We start from the raw sequence: 17,981 nt of genomic DNA, 5'->3' as shown, positions 1-17,981 counted from the left end.
TGACTATAACGACTCCAGTATAACAACAGCAGAAGCAGTATCTCTGCCGTGGGTTAAGCTGACGTGGTATTGTGTCGCGGATAATGCATCGGCAGCCTCAGCTGCTTTGTTATGCAGTATAAGCACAGGTTTTCCTGAAGGCTCAGAGCGGATTTCAATATCCTGAAACTGAATGCCCTGAGTAAATCCAGTACCAAGCGCTTTAACCGCAGCTTCCTTGGCAGCGAAACGGGCTGCAAGGTATGCCACAGGGTGCTTGGGCAATGTACTTTGTTCATTAGGATGCAAAATGCGCGATGTGAACCGCTCTCCGTGTCGTTCAAACGATTTCTGGATGCGATCCAGTTCGGTTGTATCAATACCAAGTCCGACAATCACCTGACTGCTCCGCAAAGTATATTACTCAGCAAAGGTGCTGATGATGTCTTTCATTTCACGTACTGCGCGATCCATACCGACAAGCACAGCGCGGGATACGATGGAATGGCCGATGGAGTACTCAGAGATACCCGGCACGTTCGCAAATTCGTATACGTTGGTGTAGTTCAGGCCGTGGCCAAGGTTAACCTTAAGGCCGAGGCGTTTAGCGTATGCTACACCTTTGATAATTTTGTCACGCTCAAGCTGCATTTTTTCCGGAGTTTTTGCGTCTGCAAAGTGTCCGGTGTGCAGTTCGATGTATTCAGCGCCACAGGCATGGGAAGCGTCAATCTGCTTTTCATCAGCTTCAATAAAGAGGCTTGATTTGATGCCTGCTGCGTGGAACGGTGCAAGGTATTCACGCAGAACGTCTTCACGACCGGCAACTGCAAGGCCGCCTTCTGTTGTGAGCTCTTCACGTTTTTCCGGTACAAGACAGATCATGTACGGATTTATACGAAGCGCAATTTCTTTCATCTCTTCAGTTGCAGCCATTTCAAAGTGGAAGCGGGTGTTCAGGCACTGTGATACCAGCTCGACATCGCGATCCTGAATGTGACGGCGGTCTTCACGAAGATGCATGATAATGCCACGGGCTCCGGCAAGTTCTGCCATGTGTGCAGCAGTAATCGGTTCCGGCTCAATACCAAATCGTTGCTGTCTGAGTGTGGCAACGTGATCAACATTAACTACTAAAACGGGCATATATTCTCCTCAAGTCAGTAAACCCATATGTGTCTGGTCACTTTATAGAAAGTCGTGGGCAAAGAAAACATAGTTTTTCCGGCACTACAGGCTTTATACACTCTTTTACAATAAATTTCATGCACAAAGTGTACGTGAACCGATTGAAAACTTGTGAAAGCGTACAATATAAAAGTCAACGCAGTCGTGTGATGCAGGGCTTTTAAGTTGATAAGACCCCCTTGAGTGCAGCGTAAGCAACTACTTAGAAGTATATGCAGTATAATTCTTTCCTGCACATAATTGACTGTTCAGGTACAACTCAGTAAAGAGGGTGTCCATATTTACATGAAATCTGACATCTCTATACGAGATGAACTGGAGTTCGTTTATGAACGTTTGTATTGTTGGTACTGGCTATGTTGGCTTGGTAAGCGCTGCATGTTTCGCAGAAATGGGAAACGCAATTACTTGTGTTGATGTTAATCCTGCAGTTGTTGAAATGCTTTCCAACGGACAGGTTCACATTTGGGAACCTGGTCTTGAAGAGCTTGTTCAGCGCAACTACGCAGAAAAGCGTCTTACTTTCACAACCAGCCTGAAAGAAGGCATTGAAAAATGCGATGTGGTTTTCATCACCGTTGGTACTCCTTCCAGCGATGATGGCTCATGTGACCTTTGTTATGTTGAGCAGGTTGCCCGTGAAATCGGTGCCGTGATGACTACCCCGAAAATTATTGTTGATAAATCTACAGTACCTGTAGGAACTGCAGATTTTGTTACTTCTCTTGTTCAGGAAGAGCTTGATAAACGCGGTGTATCTATTGACTTCACAGTTGTTTCCAACCCGGAATTTTTGAAAGAGGGTGATGCGGTAAATGACTTTATGAAGCCTGACCGCGTTATTGTCGGCACTGAAGATGAAAATGCAGCAGCAGTTCTTGGCGAATTGTATGCACCGTTTGCCCGCAGCCGTGAAAAGCTGATTGTCATGGGTGTGCGTAGTGCAGAGATGACCAAATATGCAGCAAACTGCATGCTCGCTACTAAAATTTCCTTTATCAACGAAGTGGCGAACATTTGTGAGCGCGTTGGTGCTGATGTACGTGATGTACGCACAGGCATTGGCTCTGACCATCGTATCGGATATGAGTTTATCTATCCGGGCGTTGGCTACGGTGGCTCCTGCTTCCCTAAAGACGTAAAAGCACTCATCCACACAGCACATCAGTATGAATATACTCCTGAGTTGCTTGAAGCGGTCGATAATGTGAACAAGCGCCAGAAAAAACGTATGGCAGAGCGCCTTGTAGAGTACTTTGAGCCTCAGGGCGGTGTAGAAGGAAAGACTCTGGCGTTATGGGGTATTGCGTTTAAAGCAAACACAGATGATACCCGTGAAGCAGCAGCGCTGACCATCATTGAAGAGCTCACCTCAAAGGGTATGCGCGTACGTGCGTTTGACCCTGTTGCAGGTGAAAAAGTAAAAGATCGATTTGCAGACAACGATCTGGTGGAAATTGTGGACGAGCAGTATGAAGCACTGGAAGGTGCCCAGGCTCTGATGGTTGTCACTGAGTGGCACCAGTTCCGCACACCGGACTTTGATCGTGTAAAAGAGTCGCTTACAGCTCCTATCCTCTTTGACGGCCGCAACCTGTACAATGCTGCAGCTATGGCAGAAAAAGGCTTTGCCTACTTCTGCGTTGGTCGCAAATCTTAATAACACCTTGCAACATGGCGGCATTTATAATGCCGTTGTCATTATGCCTTAAGAAAAGAAAAACCCTGCCGATGAGCATTCAACGGCAGGGTTTTTCTTCAGGAAAAATCTTTTATGGTTGAGCAGTAGCAGCACAGCGCCTGCATGATCTCAGCTGAAGTTCCTGTAGAATCAATTTTTCATATTGCATGGAGTTTTGATTCGGCACAGGGGCGCCTTCTTTAAGAAAGCGCTCAAGAAATTGTGTTTCTTCCCAGAAATCAAGAAGTTCCTCGTCGCCAAGCGATTTAATCTGCGTGGCAAGCGGCGTTTCTTCAGGGAAAGGTAAGATGTTCGCCATCAATTTGGTACTCCTCGCGGATAGCGTTGCATACAATTGCTTTTGAGCGAGGTTATACTATCCAACACTCTGTGTTTTTACAACCGCTTTTATAGCTGTAGGTATCACCCCGTAGTTGCTTTGGATTGTGAGAACAGGTATATGTCGATTTACTAAATTTTTCCCGCATAGCGCTGCACGGGAAGCAAGGAGTTGTTCTGTATGAATGAACCTCAGAAGAAGCAGGATGACGAGCTGATGCAACTTGTCACCTTTAGTATAGGTGAAGAAGAATTTGGTGTTGATATTCTTAAGGTACAGGAAATTATCCGTACTATGGAAATCACTAAAGTGCCGAAAGCTCCGAATTTTGTGGAAGGGGTAATTAACCTGCGCGGTAAAGTTATTCCTATCATTGACCTCAGAAGACGTTTTGGGCTTAGCTCCAAAGAGCATGACAAACACACCCGAATCATTGTAATCGAGATTAACAACATGATCGTCGGGTTTGTGGTTGATTCCGTGTCAGAAGTGCTGCGTATTCCAGCTAGCACGGTGGAACCGCCTCCGGCTGTTGTTGCAGGTATGGAATCTGAGTACATCAGTGGTGTTGGTAAGCTGCAGGATCGTCTGCTTATTTTACTTGACCTTGATCGTCTGCTTTCTAATGACGATCTTGATGTGCTTGGACAGATGTAGTTTTGTTCATGAGGTTGTGTTTCTATATGGCACCTCAGAATGATTGCCTCTGGTAAAAAGCAAAAGCCGCCTGCCTTTTAGGTCTGGCGGCTTTTTTAGTTTATATAAATCTGGAGCAGTGACGAGTGCTGTTTTCTGAAATTGTCAGAAAAATTCAAAACGAAAAAGATGCTGTTGTTCATGTGGCGCGAAGCGGACCTGCAAGTCAGGCACGTTTGGCACGAACATTACGGGATAGAGGCGAACACGTAGTTGTTATTGCACGTGATGCCAAGGAATTTGCAGAGCTTAATGGCCTGCTGCGCCTTTTTACTCCCAACTGTTCCAGAGGCGCAGCTCCTCTGGTGACACCACAGTGGGATGACGAGTGGATTACTGTTCCACAGCATCCTGCAGGTTCCTACGGAAAGTCCCGTTGGGCAACACGCATGGCAAGTCTTTACGGTCTCGGCCTGAAGCGTTCTTCTCAAGGCGTACTGCTTTCCATAGATAACTTCCTTCCTGCCCTGCCTCCTGTAGATATTTTTTCTCATAACGAACTGTTACTCGTAATCGGTGATGAAACAGGGCCGGATCTTATTATCGAACAGGCTGTGGAGTGGGGATACACTCGTGTACCTCTGGTGACACAGCCCGGAGAAATCGCCCTGCGTGGTGACATCCTGGATATCTTCTGTCCCGGTTTTACCCTGCCTGTGCGTATGGAATTCTTCGGGGATATTCTGGAAGAAATTCGTCTGTTCGAGCCTACCTCTCAACGTTCCCGCGGTAACATTCAGGAACTTGTGCTGCTTCCGGCAGCACCTGTTGTGTTGAGCGATTCAAATATTGCGCAAGCCTCTGTATGGTGGAAACAACTTGAAGCAAAAGGTGTACTGGCTAACGGCCAGGCATCTGCGCTACAGCATGCTGCTGAAAATGGTGATTACACTTTTTTGCCGGGGTGTTTCTATAATAATGCCAGCTTTCTGGAAAGCTGGCTTCCGAAAAATGCTGTGTATGTGCTCCCTTCAGAAGGGGGAATGCGTGAAGCGCTTAAAGAATCGGAGCGTTCATGGATTTCGTTTTTAGATGAACAGGCAGAAGCGTATGGAGTGCGGCAGCCTGCAAATTGTGTATTACGCTCTGCAGACGCAGCAGGGGATGTGTGGCAGCAGTTCCGAAGGCTTCATTTTGAAGAATTAAAAATGGGTGTGGAGCTGCAAGGTGCATCATTGCAGGAGCGCAGTTATGGCGCGTTTCAAGATATTTTTCAGAAGCCGGAAGATGCAGAGCGCCCGTGGCATACACTCGTGGCTAAGCTACGCGAGTGGATGAAAGAAAAGCGGCAGGTCATACTTAGTTTTGCAACTGACCGGAGTCGTACGAAGTTTTTGACGCTTGCTGAACAGGACGGCTTAATGCCGCATATGTGCTATGCGCCGAGGGAACGGGGATTGTTTGCTCTTGTTTCTTCTTTTCGGCGTGGCATTGAGCTTGAGTGGGATAATGTTCTCCTGCTGGGCGAAGATGTTTTACAGCCAAAAGTGGAACGCCAGCCCCGTACCCGTTCTGGAGCTTTTTCCGGACTTAAAGATTATGACGATCTTAAAGTCGGCGCACATTTGGTTCACAGAGATTACGGTATTGCAACTTTTGGCGGGCTGCATCGTCTTGACCTTGGAGATGTTTCCAACGATTTTCTGCTGCTTCAGTATGCCGGCGAGGACAAGCTGTATCTTCCGGTGGATCGCCTTTCTCTTATTCAGCTTTTCAAAGGACCGGATGGCGCGACCCCGCCTTTGGATAAGCTTGGCGGTTCGGCGTGGCAAGCGAGTAAGTCCAAGGCACGTAAGGCCATTGAAAAAGTCGCTCACGACATTATGGAAATGTACGCATGGCGCAGAGTGGCAAAAGGCTTTACCTATGGCCCTGTCAATGAACTGTACCGTGAGTTTGAAGCATCGTTCGGGTTTGAGGAAACTCCAGATCAGGCAAGAGCAATTCAGGATGTTCTTGATGATATGCTGAAGCCGGAGCCTATGGACAGACTTGTTTGTGGCGACGTAGGGTTCGGTAAGACAGAAGTTGCTATCCGTGCAGCGTTCCGAGCAGCGTGTGAAGGCAAACAGGTTGCGCTGCTGTGCCCGACAACAGTGCTTGCAGAACAGCATTACCAGACATTCAAGAGTCGTCTTTCCCGTTTCCCTGTGCACATCGGGTTGCTCAGTCGCTTTGTTACGCGTACTCGTCAAAAGGAAGTGCTTTCTGCTGCGGCTCGTGGACAGATAGATATTTTAATCGGGACGCATCGTCTTTTATCAGATGATGTTGATTTGCCGAATTTGAGTCTTCTTGTTCTTGATGAAGAACAACGTTTCGGTGTTCGTCATAAAGAAAAGCTTAAGAAACTGAAACGTAATGTTGACGTATTAACCCTGACAGCAACGCCAATTCCGAGGACATTGCAATTGTCTATGTCCGGTGTGCGTGAGTTGTCTGTTATCGAAACTGCCCCTGTGGGACGCAAGCCGGTACAGACTGCTCTTATTGAACGTGAAGCATTGGAATTGAAAGGTGTGCTGGAGCGCGAGCTTGCCCGTGAAGGGCAGGTGTTCTGGGTATACAATCGGGTTGAAGGTCTTGAGCGTGTGGCTGAGTATGTTCGCGAGCTGGTGCCTGATGCCCGCATTGGGATGGCTCACGGAAGAATGACTGAAAAGAGTCTGGAAGAAACCATGCATAAATTCTGGCATGGTGAGCTGGACGTTCTTGTGTGTACTTCCATTGTTGAGTCCGGTTTGGACTTTCCGCGTGCAAACACGCTTATTGTCGATCAGGCTCAAATGTTCGGGCTCGGGCAGTTGTACCAGTTGCGCGGTCGCGTAGGGCGATCAGACAGACAGGCGCATGCTGTGTTTGTTGTGAATAATCTGGATAAGCTTCCAGCTCCTGCGCGTAAGCGTCTGCGCATTATCCTTGAACTCGATTACCTTGGTGCCGGTTTCAGGGTAGCAATGGAAGATTTACGCCTTCGCGGTGCCGGTAATATTTTAGGAGAAGCCCAGTCCGGTCAGATGGCACGTGTCGGTCTGGATATGTATCTGGAGATGCTTGAAGCCGAAGTGAAGCGGCTGAAGGGTGAGAAGGAAGATGTGGTTGTTGAGACTGAAATTAATATCGGTATCAATGCACATATTCCTGAATCATATATTCCAGACGGAAAAGAGCGGTTGAAATTCTACAAGGCACTTTCATCTGCAACTGACGCTGTCCATATGCAGGATGTTGAACTTGAAATTCGTGACCGGTTTGGCGCGTTACCGCCAGAATTAGTCAGTTTTCTTGGTGTGCTTGAGTTTAAACGCTTCCTCATGGAAATTCAGGTTGAGCGTGCGGATATTTTACGTGATAAAGTACGCCTTACATGGGCAGAGAATGCGGATGTTATTTCTCCGGCACTGCTTGTTGGATGGGTTAACGATAATACAGACAGAGCAAAGCTGACACCTCCTGCGACGTTAGAACTGCGCTTGAAAGGAACAGATGATTTGCGTACACGTCTTGCTAAACTTAAAAAAGAACTTGAACCTCTTATTACTGCGTAAAAGGTATCGAATGCGTCGAATCATCTTATTGCTGGTGCTTGTAATGGTTGTTGCCGGTTGTACACAGCATCCGGAAGAAAAGGGTGTTGTTGCCCGTGTTAATGGCACTCCTATTTATTTGAAAGAACTGGAAGCCCGTTATGATTTGAATAACATTGGATGGGTTTCCGGAGTTGTTCCTTCTGTTGAGTCTATGAGTGCAGAGTACGGCAATGTGCTTTCAGAACTCATCATCTACAAGCTTGTCGGGGCAGCACTGCAAGAAGAAGGCCTGAGTGTCTCTGCTGAAGATTTGGAAAAAGAAGAGGCGGCAATTAGAGCGGACTATCCTGACGATCTGTTTGAACGTACGCTGACTGAAGAATATATTGATATTGCAGTATGGCGACTTTTTCTGAAACGGCACCTTGAGATGCGACTCTTTTTTAATGACGTGCTCCGTCCGAAAGTTTCACTGACCTATCAAGAGGCAGAACGATACTATAAAGAAAATTTGTCAGAGTTTTACATTCCGGAGCGTATTCATGTTTTGCTGGTGCGGGGAACAGATCGAAAGGCTGTGCTGCGCGCATCATCATTATTTGAAAAAGCTGACGATTGGAAAACAGTGGCAGAAACATTGCCTTCTGAAATTACTGTACGTGAAATGAAGTTGAAGAAGGACAGATTGCCACATCAGTGGGCTTCAGCATTGCAACGCTTAAGGCCGAAACATAGCAGCAATATTAGTACAACTGCTTATGGTTACGAACAGCTTGTGCTGCTTGCCGCTATTCCTGAAAAAATTCTCGGGCCGTCTCAGGCGTACTCGGTTATTGAGCGGATTTTGATTGAGCAAAAATTAAATGGTGCCTTCATTACATGGCTTGAAGAACAAATTGCTTCAGCAAAAATTGAAGTTACGCCGCTGTTGTCCGAAAAGATATATGAAAAAAATAATGAGCAGATGCTGTCTAACTCAGCGCCGAAGCAGGAGGAAGCGATAGAGGAGCCTTACAGGGAACCTGAGTCAGAGGTCGGTAAGAACTCTGATCCATAGGGTTGAAAAGAAATGCAAAAATGCTGTATAAATTTTTTTTACAGATAGGGATCTTGTATTCTCTCATGATTGCATAATTGCCTAAAAGGTAATACAGACCCAAGAAGTAAGAACTCGCGCATCACAAGGGGAGCTGTGGTGTGCAGATGTTTATCACCTCTATCGGGAGAAGAATATGGCCTCCAGATTTTTAATTGCGCTGGCAGCGATTGTAATGCTTGCAGCACCAGCACATGCTGAGCAACTGATTAACAAGATTGCCGCGGTGGTGAATGGTGAAATTGTAACACTATATGATTTGAAGCAGCTTGCAGTGCCGGAACTTAAAAAAGCCGGAGTGTATGGCTCAAAGTATGCTGACAGTCCCAAAGTAAAATCTATTCTGAGTGCTGTTCTTGAGAAAGTAGTCGAAGAAAAACTTTTTTTACAGGACGCTGAACGTCGCGGCATTACCGTTGAGGAAGCCGAGATTGAAAATGAGTTACGTAAAGTGGCTCAGCAGCGTGGGATGACTCTCGACAAAGCCAGAGAGCAGATTGAGAAAGAGGGTCTGACTGTTGATTCTGTGAAAGAACGTATTCGGGCGTCTATTATTCGTCAGCGTCTTCTTGGGCTGATGGTCGGCCGTAAGGTTGTGATCACAAAAGAAGAAGTTGAGCGATTCTATAATGAACATAAGGCAGAGTTTGCCGCAGATGGAAAAGTAGAAGTAAGCCTGCTTGTTTTCGGCCCCGATGCCGATGCGGGTTCAGTTCGAAGCGAACTTTCTGCTGGCAGGATTTCATTTGAAGAAGCAGTGCAGGAATATTCTGTGGGTCCTGGCAAGGAACAGGGTGGCTACCTTGGCGAGCTGGACGTAAAAGATGTTTCACCACAGATGATGGCTGCAGTGGGCGATATGAAGTCAGGCTCTGTTTCTCAAGTTTTGGCACTTGGGTCTAATAAGGCGCTGATCAAGTTGCATAGTAAGACTAAAGGCTCACTGCGCTCACTTGAAGATGTGACGCAGGAAATTGAAGCGAAGCTGAGAGCACCGCGTCTTGAAGCGAGTTTTAAAGAATACGCTGATAAACTGCGTAATAATGCCGTCGTAGACGTTCGGCTGTAAGTGGAGGTACAGATGTCTGAAATGCTTGAGCTCGGAACCCTGTTGCGTGAGGAACGTGAAAGGAAAGGTTTAACTATTCAAGATCTTTCCGAACGCATTAAATTGGCACCGCGCACAATTGCATTTATAGAATCAGGTACTAAATCAGAACTGCCTCATGCAGTATACGTGAAAGGCTTTGTTAAAAGTTATGCAATGGTTGTAGGACTTGATCCTGAAGAGCTTGGTGCAATGGTAGACGTTGCATATAAAGAAGAACTTGAGGAAGAAGTTGCTGAGCCGGTTGTTTCCCGTCGGGAACGTAAAGGGATTTCTGGAAAGCTGATTGTTATTATCGTGCTTGTGATAGCTCTTGCTGTTGCCGGATACTTCTTTGTTCAATCCAGCTCTGCTGATTTAAGCAGCGATGACGCAACCGTTGAAGTGCCTGTACAGCCTAAGCCTGCCGCTCCTGAAAAAGCTGAGCCGGTAGAGCCGGTTGAAAAAGCAGAAGCAGTTACACCTGCGCCGGCAGTTAAAGAAGCCCCTGCACAGGTAGAAAAGGAAGCAAAGCCTGAGCCGAAAGTTGTAGCAGAAGCACCAAAAAAAGCAGCTAAAGTTACTCCAAAACCGGCGGTAGCAAAAGCGAAGCCAGCTCCTGCGCCAAAACCAGTAGCAAAGACACCTGTTGTTGCTCCTGCTGATGTGGCAGAGAAGAAACAGGCAGAGCAGGTTGCCGAAAAGGCTCCAGCAGGCCCAATGCACTTACTGCGCATTCAGGCAACTGCTGATTGCTGGATTGAAGCAACAGGTGACGGATTCCCTCGCAAAGAGTTTTTATTGCGTGATGGGGAAGGTCACACAGTTTCTTTCCCGAATAACCTTGCGCTGCGTTTAGGGAACTCTGGCGGTATTTCACTCACTCTTGACGGAGTACCATATCCATTTAATGGTACAGACGGTAAAGTACGAACAGTACATATTACCGGCTCATAGTTCTGATGGAATTTACGGAAAAAGTTATAATTCTCCGTATTGGAAGATTTAAAGAAGCGGACCTATGGGTCCGCTTTTTGTCTCCTACACGAGGAATAATGAACGCGTTCGCTTTTGGTGGTTGCCGGAGCAGAAGGCGTTTTTGCGGTTGTCTTGATCATTTGAACCGTGTGTTATTCCGCGTGAAAGGCAGTAAGCTCGCTACATATTTTTCTTTGGAAGAGGGCACCCTCATGGATTCGCCCGATATGCTTCGTGGCAACTATGAACGGCTTGGGCTTGCTGTCAACTGTCAGAAATTTATGGAAGCCATGGGTATTTCTTTTGAAGGCGCACCTGCCGCATACAGTCTTTTCTCTGATATGCTGAAGTTATTGAATGAATCAGAGACGCTGGATAAGCTTTGGCCTATTTTCTTTCGTGCACGCTTTGCATTTGACCAAGGGTATAATCCAGAACTACATATGTGTCAGACTTGCTCCAATGAGTTGAAATATCCGGTTTTTCATGTTCAAGAAGGGGTGCTGACTTGTTCCGCATGTGCGTTCACGCAAGGCCCAAGGTTCAGATTAAGTAAGGAATCTCTTGACGCTTTGCGATTTGTGCAGGAAAATTCTCCGCTTCGTTGGACTGAGTTGAACCTTTCTGTGAAGGCTCGTAAGGAGCTATCAAGAGTTATTGACGGCTTTATCCAATATCATATAGGTCTTTCCTGGGAAAACGGAATGTTTAGGCGCGTTTAGCGCGACATAACGCTACCACAACAACTCGGCATATGCCGTGTAGAGAATATAGTATTCAGGGGAACAACATGAACTTCCAAGACGTTATCCTCACCCTGCAGGACTTCTGGTCCAAACAGGGCTGTGTATTGCAGCAGCCGTTCGACATCGAGTGTGGTGCCGGTACGTTTAACCCCGCAACGTTTTTGCGTGTTATCGGTCCGGAACCATGGAAGGCGGCTTACGTTGAACCTTCCCGTCGCCCGACCGACGGCCGTTACGGTGAAAACCCGAACCGTCTGCAGCACTATTTCCAGTTTCAAGCTATTTTGAAGCCTTCTCCTGACAATATTCAGGAAATGTATCTCGACAGCTTGCGTGCGCTGGGTATTGATCCTGCTGCACACGATATCCGCTTTGTTGAAGATGACTGGGAGTCTCCGACTCTTGGTGCATGGGGACTTGGCTGGGAAGTGTGGCTGAATGGTATGGAAGTTACACAGTTTACGTACTTCCAGCAGGTTGGTGGTATTGATCTGCACCCTACCAGCGTAGAAATTACCTACGGCCTTGAGCGTATCTGCATGTACCTGCAGGAAAAAGAATCTGTGTACGATCTTATGTACAACGATACCGTAACCTACGGTCAGGTGTATCATCAGAACGAAGTTGAGATGTCCAAGTACAACTTCGAACACAGTGATCCGAAAATGCTTCTGGATCTTTTCAACATGTTTGAAAAAGAATGTCAGCAGCTTTGTGACGCAGGACTGCCGCTCCCAGCATACGACTATTGTTTGAAATGTTCTCATACGTTCAACATGCTTGATGCTCGCGGTGCGATTTCCATCACGGAGCGTACCGGCTACATCGGCCGTGTACGTGCTCTTGCTTCTGCTGTTGCCCGTTTGTACGCACAGCAGCGTGAAGAGCTTGGTTTCCCGTTGATGCCTGCAAATACTAACGATTAGTCTATAGGAAGTTAAGATGTCCTTATTTGTTTTGGAAATCGGCACAGAAGAGCTTCCCGCCCGTTTTCAAAAGGGGTTGGAAAAAGAATTAATTACTCGTCTTTCCAGCTTTCTTAAAGAATCCAATGTGGAATTTGACAAGGTAGAATCACACGTAACCCCTCGTCGTGCAGCTGTAATGGTGTATGACATTGCCGGGTTGCAGAAGGAAAGTGAAGAAGTCGTTCCGGGTCCTCCTGTTCGCATCGCATATGATGCAGACGGTAACCCGACAAAAGCTGCTGCTGGCTTTGCAAAGACTCAGGGTGTAGACCTTGCTGATGCTTTCCGCCTTGAAACTGATAAAGGTGAGTACCTTGCAGTTCGTAAAAAAATGGGTGGTGCAAAAACTGCTGACCTGCTTGCGACGTTCTGCCCTGAAATGATTGCCCATCTTCCTTTTGCTAAGAAGATGAAATGGGGTGATCAGGAATTTACATTTGCCCGCCCGCTTCGTTGGGTGCTGGCGATGCTTGATGACGCGGTTGTTCCGTTTGAAGTTGCTGAACTTGCTTCCGGCAACGAAACATACGGTCATCGCGTGCATGCAGCAGGACCGTTTGTTGTGGCGAACGCAACGGACTATGCACATACTATTGAAGAAAAGTGCGCAGTTGTTCTTTCTGCAGAAAAACGTCGTGCTACAATTATTGAAGAAGGCAATGCCCTTGCTGAGAAAGCAGGCGGACGCATTATCTGGAAAGACAGTCTTCTTGATGAAGTACAGGGACTTGTTGAGCATCCAATCGCATGTCTTGGTGATTTTGATGCGTCTTTCCTTGAACTGCCGCGTCAGGCATTACTTACCAGCATGCAGAGCCATCAGAAGAGCTTTGGTGTAGAAGATGCCGAAGGCAACCTGTTGCCGCACTTCCTGACTGTACTGAATACTACTCCGAATGAAATGGAAGTGGTAAAAGTAGGCTGGGAGCGTGTATTGCGTGCGCGCCTCGAAGACGGTCGTTTCTTCTGGAATACTGACCTGAAAGTTGACATCGACACATGGCTTGAAAAACTCGACAACGTTATCTTCCTTGCACCGCTTGGTAGCATGGGCAACAAAACTCGTCGTATTTCCGGTCTGTGTGCTGACCTTGCTTCTAAGGTTGCTCCTGAGATTGCAACTGATGCTGAACGTGCAGGTCGCATATGTAAAGCTGACCTTGTTTCTGAAATGGTTGGTGAATTTGACAGCCTTCAGGGTATCATGGGCGGCATTTATGCAGCACGTAAAGGTGAAACCGATGTTGTTGCTCAGGCTATTGCAGAGCAATATCTGCCTGCAGGCCCAGACTCTCCGGTTCCGTCCTCAATGGGTGGTGCTTTGGTTTCCATGGCGGACAAGGCTGACACCCTTGCGGGGTGCTTCGGGCTCGGCATGATTCCGACAGGTGCTGCTGATCCGTACGCACTGCGCCGTTGTTGTCTTGGTATTGCACGTATTATTATTGAAAAACATCTTCGTATTTCTGCAGCAGAGCTTTTTGCAACTGCGCAAAGCCGTTACGAAGGTATCAGCTGGAAGCTGGATGAGCAGGAAGCTCTTACCAAGCTTAATGAGTTCTTTGCGCAGCGTCTTAAGAACTACTTTACCAGCAAGGGATATGAAACCCTGTTGGTTGAAGCAGTGCTCGGTGCTGATGCTGATGATGTATGGGCTGCAGATGCTCGTTTGAAAGCACTTGCTGCATACAGCAAAGGCGAAGGATTCGATCAGGCTGTTCTTACCTTCAAGCGTGCTGCTAATATTATCCGCAAGCAGGGTAGTGAAGCAGGCATTGAGCTGAACGGTACATACGATGCAGCATTATTTGAAAATGATGCTGAAAAAGCATTTGCACAAGCTCTCGAAGATGTTGCTCCTAAGTTTGCACAGCTTTGGGCAGAAGAAGACTTTGATGCATTATTTGGATTGCTTGCAGAACTTCGTCCTGCAGTTGATGCATTCTTTGATAATGTTATGGTTATGTGTGACGACCAGAAGGTGCGCGCAAACCGTTTGAATCTGTTGAGCGCCCTTGTACAGCAGCTTGGTCGTCTTGCTGATTTTTCTGCTTTGCAGATGTAGATTGTTCCCTCACTGGATTGTTTATAAAAAATGGGAAATAAGTTGACAGTGCGCTGTGATGAGCGTAATGAGCTAGTTCCCGTGTTCCAGTAAGGTCTTTATTTTGAATCTTACTACCATATAGTTTTGGAGGAAATTACCTTGGCTAACCATAAATCTGCCATCAAGAGACATCGTCAGTCCCTTAAGCGTGCTGCACGTAACCGCGCAATGAAAACTCGCGTTCGTAACGTTGTTAAAGACGTTCGCGCAGCAGTACTCGAAGAAGATCTGGCGAAAGCTCAGGAAGCTCTCCGCGTAGCTAACGGTATTCTGGATAAAGCAGCCGGTAAAGGCGTTATCCACTGGAAAACCGCTGGACGCAAGATCTCCCGTCTGAGCAAGGCTGTTGCTGGCATTAAAGCCTAGTCTGTCCTGCTTGACTTTTCAAAAAAAAGCCCGCTGTTCAGCGGGCTTTTTTCTTTGCATTTTTCCGTGATTCTGCATGGTTGATGTTGTGTCTTGAATCTGATAAATTTTTCAATACAGTGCAGTGAAATATGTGGTGTGCATAGCTTGCTGCAGTGTCTAGGATTCAATTATCTGTGAGATGTTTTAGTGACATATTTTCATGGTCACAATAGTCGGGGCGTATGCCCCTAACTTTTTTTATATCTCACGTTCTTGGGAGTGACTCTCTTTATGCGTTTATTCCATCGGGAACCTAAGGTTGACCAGCTTAAAGTTGTTATCGTCGGAGCTGGCGAAGTGGGTTATCACATTTCGCATCGTCTTGCTCAGGAAAATAAGCAGGTTGTTGTTATCGATCAGGATGAAAATGCACTCAGAAGAATCTCTGAGGTTCTGGATGTGCAGACAATTCTTGGTTCCGGTTCCAGTCCAGAAGTGCTGAAAAATGCTGGTGCTGAAAATGCCGATATTTTTCTGGCAGTTACAGACAGTGATGAAGTTAATATTATTGCATGTTTATTTGCCAATATTATTGCTCCTAGTGCTAAAAAACTCGCACGTATCCGCAACGAAGAATACAGCGGATATAGTAAAGAGTTATCAGAAAATCTTCTCAATATTTCTGCGATCATCAACCCTGAAGTTGAAGTTATCAAAAGTATCGACCGCCTTCTGTCTATGCCGGGAGCGGTGGATTACAATGAATTTGCTGCTGGCAAAGTTAAGCTGATCGGCGTTCGCCTTGAGCATGGTCCTTTATTGGATCAGCCGCTTATGAACTTCCGAAGTGTTGTACCGGATACAGATGTTATCATCGCTGCTATTGTGCGCGATGAAGTGCTGATTATTCCGGGCGGTGGTGATGTGCTTAAACAGGACGATATTGTGTACTTTGTTTGCAAAGATACCAGTATCGAGTCCGTCCGTAAGGCTTGTGGCAGAAGCCTTGATCCTATTAAAAATGCGTTCATCATCGGTGGTGGCAATATTGGTTTCAGGCTTGCTTCCTTGTTCGAGGAAAAAGGCATTCATACCAAGATTGTTGATTCCAACCCTGCCAGATGCAGCGTTTTGGCTGAAAAGCTTGATGCGCCTCTGGTGCTTTGCGGTGACGGAACGGATCAGGAATTTTTGCAGGAAGAGAATATTGCGGAGATGGACGTTGTTGTCTCTCTTACCTCAGATGAAGAAACTAATATTCTTACATCACTCCTTGCTAAGAACCTAGGCGTGAAGAAAACCGTTACCCGTGTAAACAAGCTGGCGTACCAGCCGCTGATTAAAGCGGTCGGTATTGACCATTCTGTTTCACCTCGATTGTCTGCTGTTAACTCAATTCTTCAATACGTGCGACAGGGTAAAGTTCTTTCCTCTGTTTCCATCAGTGGTGAAGGTGCTGAAGCACTTGAAGCTATTGCAGAAAATAATTCTGAAATTGTCGGGAAGCCTATTAAAGACCTTCCGTTCCCTAAAGGAACTCTGGTTATGGGGATTACCCGCGGAACAGAGATTATTATTCCAAGCGGTGAAAGTGTCATCCACCCTGATGACCGCATTATTATCCTTACCACTCCGGAAAACGTTGCCCGAGTCGAACAGGCTTTGCTGGTAACACTGCAATCCGTGTAGGTTCAGTATGCGTGTTAAATACTGCCTTTACATCATTGGAGCATTGTTAGGCGCTGTTGGCCTGACAATGTTCTTTCCTATTGGTTGGGCTCTCTATTATCAGGATGCAGGATTATTCCCGCTGCTTAGTTCCACGGTGGTGACCTTGTGGGTCGGGGCGGCTCTGTTTCTCACGTTTCGTCCCAAGCAAAAGTTGATGATGAATCACAGAGAGGGGATGGCTATTGTTGCTGTGGGCTGGCTTGCTGCCGGACTTGCGGGGGCATTACCGTTCTACTTTGGTGAAGTTTTTCCTTCGTGGACAGATTGTGTTTTTGAGTCCATATCCGGTTTTACTACGACTGGTTCCAGTGTATTGTCTGATATTGAAGCTGTGCCGCGCAGTCTGCTTATGTGGCGCAGTTTGACACACTGGCTCGGCGGGATGGGCATCATCGTGCTTTCACTGGCTATCTTGCCGTTCCTTGGAGTCGGTGGCATGCAGCTGTATAAAGCGGAAGTTCCCGGGCCTGTCCCTGATAAGTTGAAGCCGCGTATCAAGGATACAGCCGCAGCACTCTGGAAGGTCTACGTTCTCTTTTCATTCCTGCTTTGCATCTTGCTCATGTTTGGCGGCATGGATCTGTTTGATGCCATCTGTCACACCTTCGGGACAATGGCGACGGGTGGATTTTCCACAAAGAATACGTCTGCAGGGTATTATGACAGTGCCTACATTGACTGGGTAATTACCATTTTTATGTTTATTGCCGGTGCAAACTTTTCTTTGCATTTCAGGGCGCTTGCAGGCGATATGAAGTGTTTCTGGAAAGATTCTGAGTTTAGGTTTTACACTCTGATTATTCTGGTGTTCACAGCGGTAATTACATTTACTGTGTATGGTTCTAATTACGATTCGTTTTCGGCTTCAGTACAGTATGCAGCGTTTCAGGTTGTTTCCATCTGTACTACAACCGGTTTTGCCACAGCGGATTATGAATTATGGGCGCCTCTTGCACAGGCAATGCTGCTTTTCCTCATGTTTTTAGGTGGGTGTGCAGGCTCAACAGGTGGTGGCATGAAGTGCATGCGTATTCAACTGTTGCTCAAGCAGGGCTATCATGAGTTGTTCCGGTTAGTGCACCCGAGAGCTGTTAAGCATATTAAGCTTGGCGGCCGTACTGTTCAGCAAAGTGTTATGTCCGGTGTACTTGGCTTTTTTGTTATTTATCTTGCGCTGTTTGTTCTTTCTGGATTTTTACTTTCTGCCACAGGACTTGATGTTCTTACATCCTTCGCCGCTGTTGTTGCATGTATCGGCAACATTGGCCCGGGACTCGGATCTGTAGGGCCTGCAGAGAACTTTGCACACCTTCCGGCGTTTGCCAAATGGGTTTTGACCCTGTGCATGCTGCTTGGCAGATTGGAAATTTATACAGTTTTCATATTGTTTGTTCCTGAGTTTTGGAAAAAATAAAAATACCTGCGGGTGCTTCCGCAGCAAAATAAAATGACATGAAAAGCCAGAGAGAACCGATGTTACACACGGTTCTCTCTGGCTTTTTTCTA

Annotated in this window: 15 protein-coding genes; 12 read left to right on the top strand and 3 right to left on the bottom strand. The window is 46.7% G+C overall.

Annotated features, from left to right (window positions below; all coding sequences use genetic code 11):
• Positions 1-3: 3 nt before the first annotated feature.
• Both SP90_RS03565 and SP90_RS03560 read right to left on the bottom strand, forming a co-directional pair.
• On the bottom strand, positions 4-378 hold the full coding sequence (locus SP90_RS03565; RefSeq protein ID WP_066852667.1) for a holo-[acyl-carrier-protein] synthase: 375 nt from the start codon (positions 376-378) through the stop codon (positions 4-6).
• 21 nt (positions 379-399) lie between these two features.
• On the bottom strand, positions 400-1,125 hold the full coding sequence (locus SP90_RS03560; protein WP_066852665.1) for a pyridoxine 5'-phosphate synthase: 726 nt from the start codon (positions 1,123-1,125) through the stop codon (positions 400-402).
• Between the two features lie 370 nt (positions 1,126-1,495).
• Between SP90_RS03560 and SP90_RS03555 the strand changes: the two genes are divergently transcribed.
• Entirely contained in the window at positions 1,496-2,827 is a 1,332-nt protein-coding gene (locus SP90_RS03555) for a UDP-glucose dehydrogenase family protein (protein WP_066852662.1), read from the top strand.
• Between the two features lie 112 nt (positions 2,828-2,939).
• Here the strand turns inward: SP90_RS03555 and SP90_RS03550 are convergent, their stop codons facing one another.
• Positions 2,940-3,167 (bottom strand): hypothetical protein, encoded by a 228-nt coding sequence (locus tag SP90_RS03550; RefSeq protein WP_066852659.1) that lies wholly within the window; start codon positions 3,165-3,167, stop codon positions 2,940-2,942.
• A 201-nt stretch (positions 3,168-3,368) separates the two neighbouring features.
• Between SP90_RS03550 and SP90_RS03545 the strand changes: the two genes are divergently transcribed.
• The 11 genes from SP90_RS03545 (at position 3,369) to SP90_RS03495 (ending at position 17,889) form a co-directional block, all read left to right on the top strand.
• Entirely contained in the window at positions 3,369-3,845 is a 477-nt protein-coding gene (locus tag SP90_RS03545; protein WP_066852656.1) for a chemotaxis protein CheW, read from the top strand.
• A 125-nt stretch (positions 3,846-3,970) separates the two neighbouring features.
• Positions 3,971-7,432, top strand: a complete 3,462-nt coding sequence (mfd, locus tag SP90_RS03540; protein ID WP_066852654.1) for a transcription-repair coupling factor — start codon at positions 3,971-3,973, stop codon at positions 7,430-7,432.
• A gap of 10 nt (positions 7,433-7,442) precedes the next feature.
• The gene (locus SP90_RS03535) at positions 7,443-8,471 is read left to right on the top strand and encodes a peptidylprolyl isomerase (protein ID WP_197498754.1); all 1,029 of its coding nucleotides are present in this window, start codon (positions 7,443-7,445) and stop codon (positions 8,469-8,471) included.
• A gap of 175 nt (positions 8,472-8,646) precedes the next feature.
• Complete coding sequence (locus SP90_RS03530) at positions 8,647-9,579, top strand: peptidyl-prolyl cis-trans isomerase (protein ID WP_066852648.1); 933 nt, start codon at positions 8,647-8,649, stop codon at positions 9,577-9,579.
• Between the two features lie 12 nt (positions 9,580-9,591).
• On the top strand, positions 9,592-10,554 hold the full coding sequence (locus tag SP90_RS03525) for a helix-turn-helix domain-containing protein (protein ID WP_066852646.1): 963 nt from the start codon (positions 9,592-9,594) through the stop codon (positions 10,552-10,554).
• Between the two features lie 5 nt (positions 10,555-10,559).
• Positions 10,560-11,297, top strand: a complete 738-nt coding sequence (gene recO / locus SP90_RS03520) for a DNA repair protein RecO (RefSeq protein WP_066852644.1) — start codon at positions 10,560-10,562, stop codon at positions 11,295-11,297.
• A gap of 68 nt (positions 11,298-11,365) precedes the next feature.
• Entirely contained in the window at positions 11,366-12,247 is an 882-nt protein-coding gene (gene glyQ, locus SP90_RS03515) for a glycine--tRNA ligase subunit alpha (protein ID WP_066852642.1), read from the top strand.
• 16 nt (positions 12,248-12,263) lie between these two features.
• A complete protein-coding gene (gene glyS, locus SP90_RS03510) occupies positions 12,264-14,354 on the top strand; it encodes a glycine--tRNA ligase subunit beta (RefSeq protein ID WP_066852640.1) in 2,091 nt (696 codons plus the stop codon).
• 141 nt (positions 14,355-14,495) lie between these two features.
• Positions 14,496-14,762: a 30S ribosomal protein S20 gene (gene rpsT, locus SP90_RS03505; protein WP_066852638.1), complete on the top strand. Its 267-nt coding sequence runs from the start codon at positions 14,496-14,498 to the stop codon at positions 14,760-14,762.
• A gap of 273 nt (positions 14,763-15,035) precedes the next feature.
• Positions 15,036-16,433: a Trk system potassium transporter TrkA gene (gene trkA / locus SP90_RS03500; protein WP_066852636.1), complete on the top strand. Its 1,398-nt coding sequence runs from the start codon at positions 15,036-15,038 to the stop codon at positions 16,431-16,433.
• A gap of 7 nt (positions 16,434-16,440) precedes the next feature.
• The gene (locus tag SP90_RS03495) at positions 16,441-17,889 is read left to right on the top strand and encodes a TrkH family potassium uptake protein (protein ID WP_066852634.1); all 1,449 of its coding nucleotides are present in this window, start codon (positions 16,441-16,443) and stop codon (positions 17,887-17,889) included.
• The last annotated feature ends 92 nt before the right edge of the window (positions 17,890-17,981 follow it).

It is taken from the genome of Halodesulfovibrio spirochaetisodalis, from assembly GCF_001672295.1.
Lineage (GTDB): Bacteria > Desulfobacterota > Desulfovibrionia > Desulfovibrionales > Desulfovibrionaceae > Halodesulfovibrio > Halodesulfovibrio spirochaetisodalis.
The sequence above is the reverse complement of the archived record's forward strand: the minus strand, read 5'-3'. Positions and strand labels throughout refer to the sequence as shown.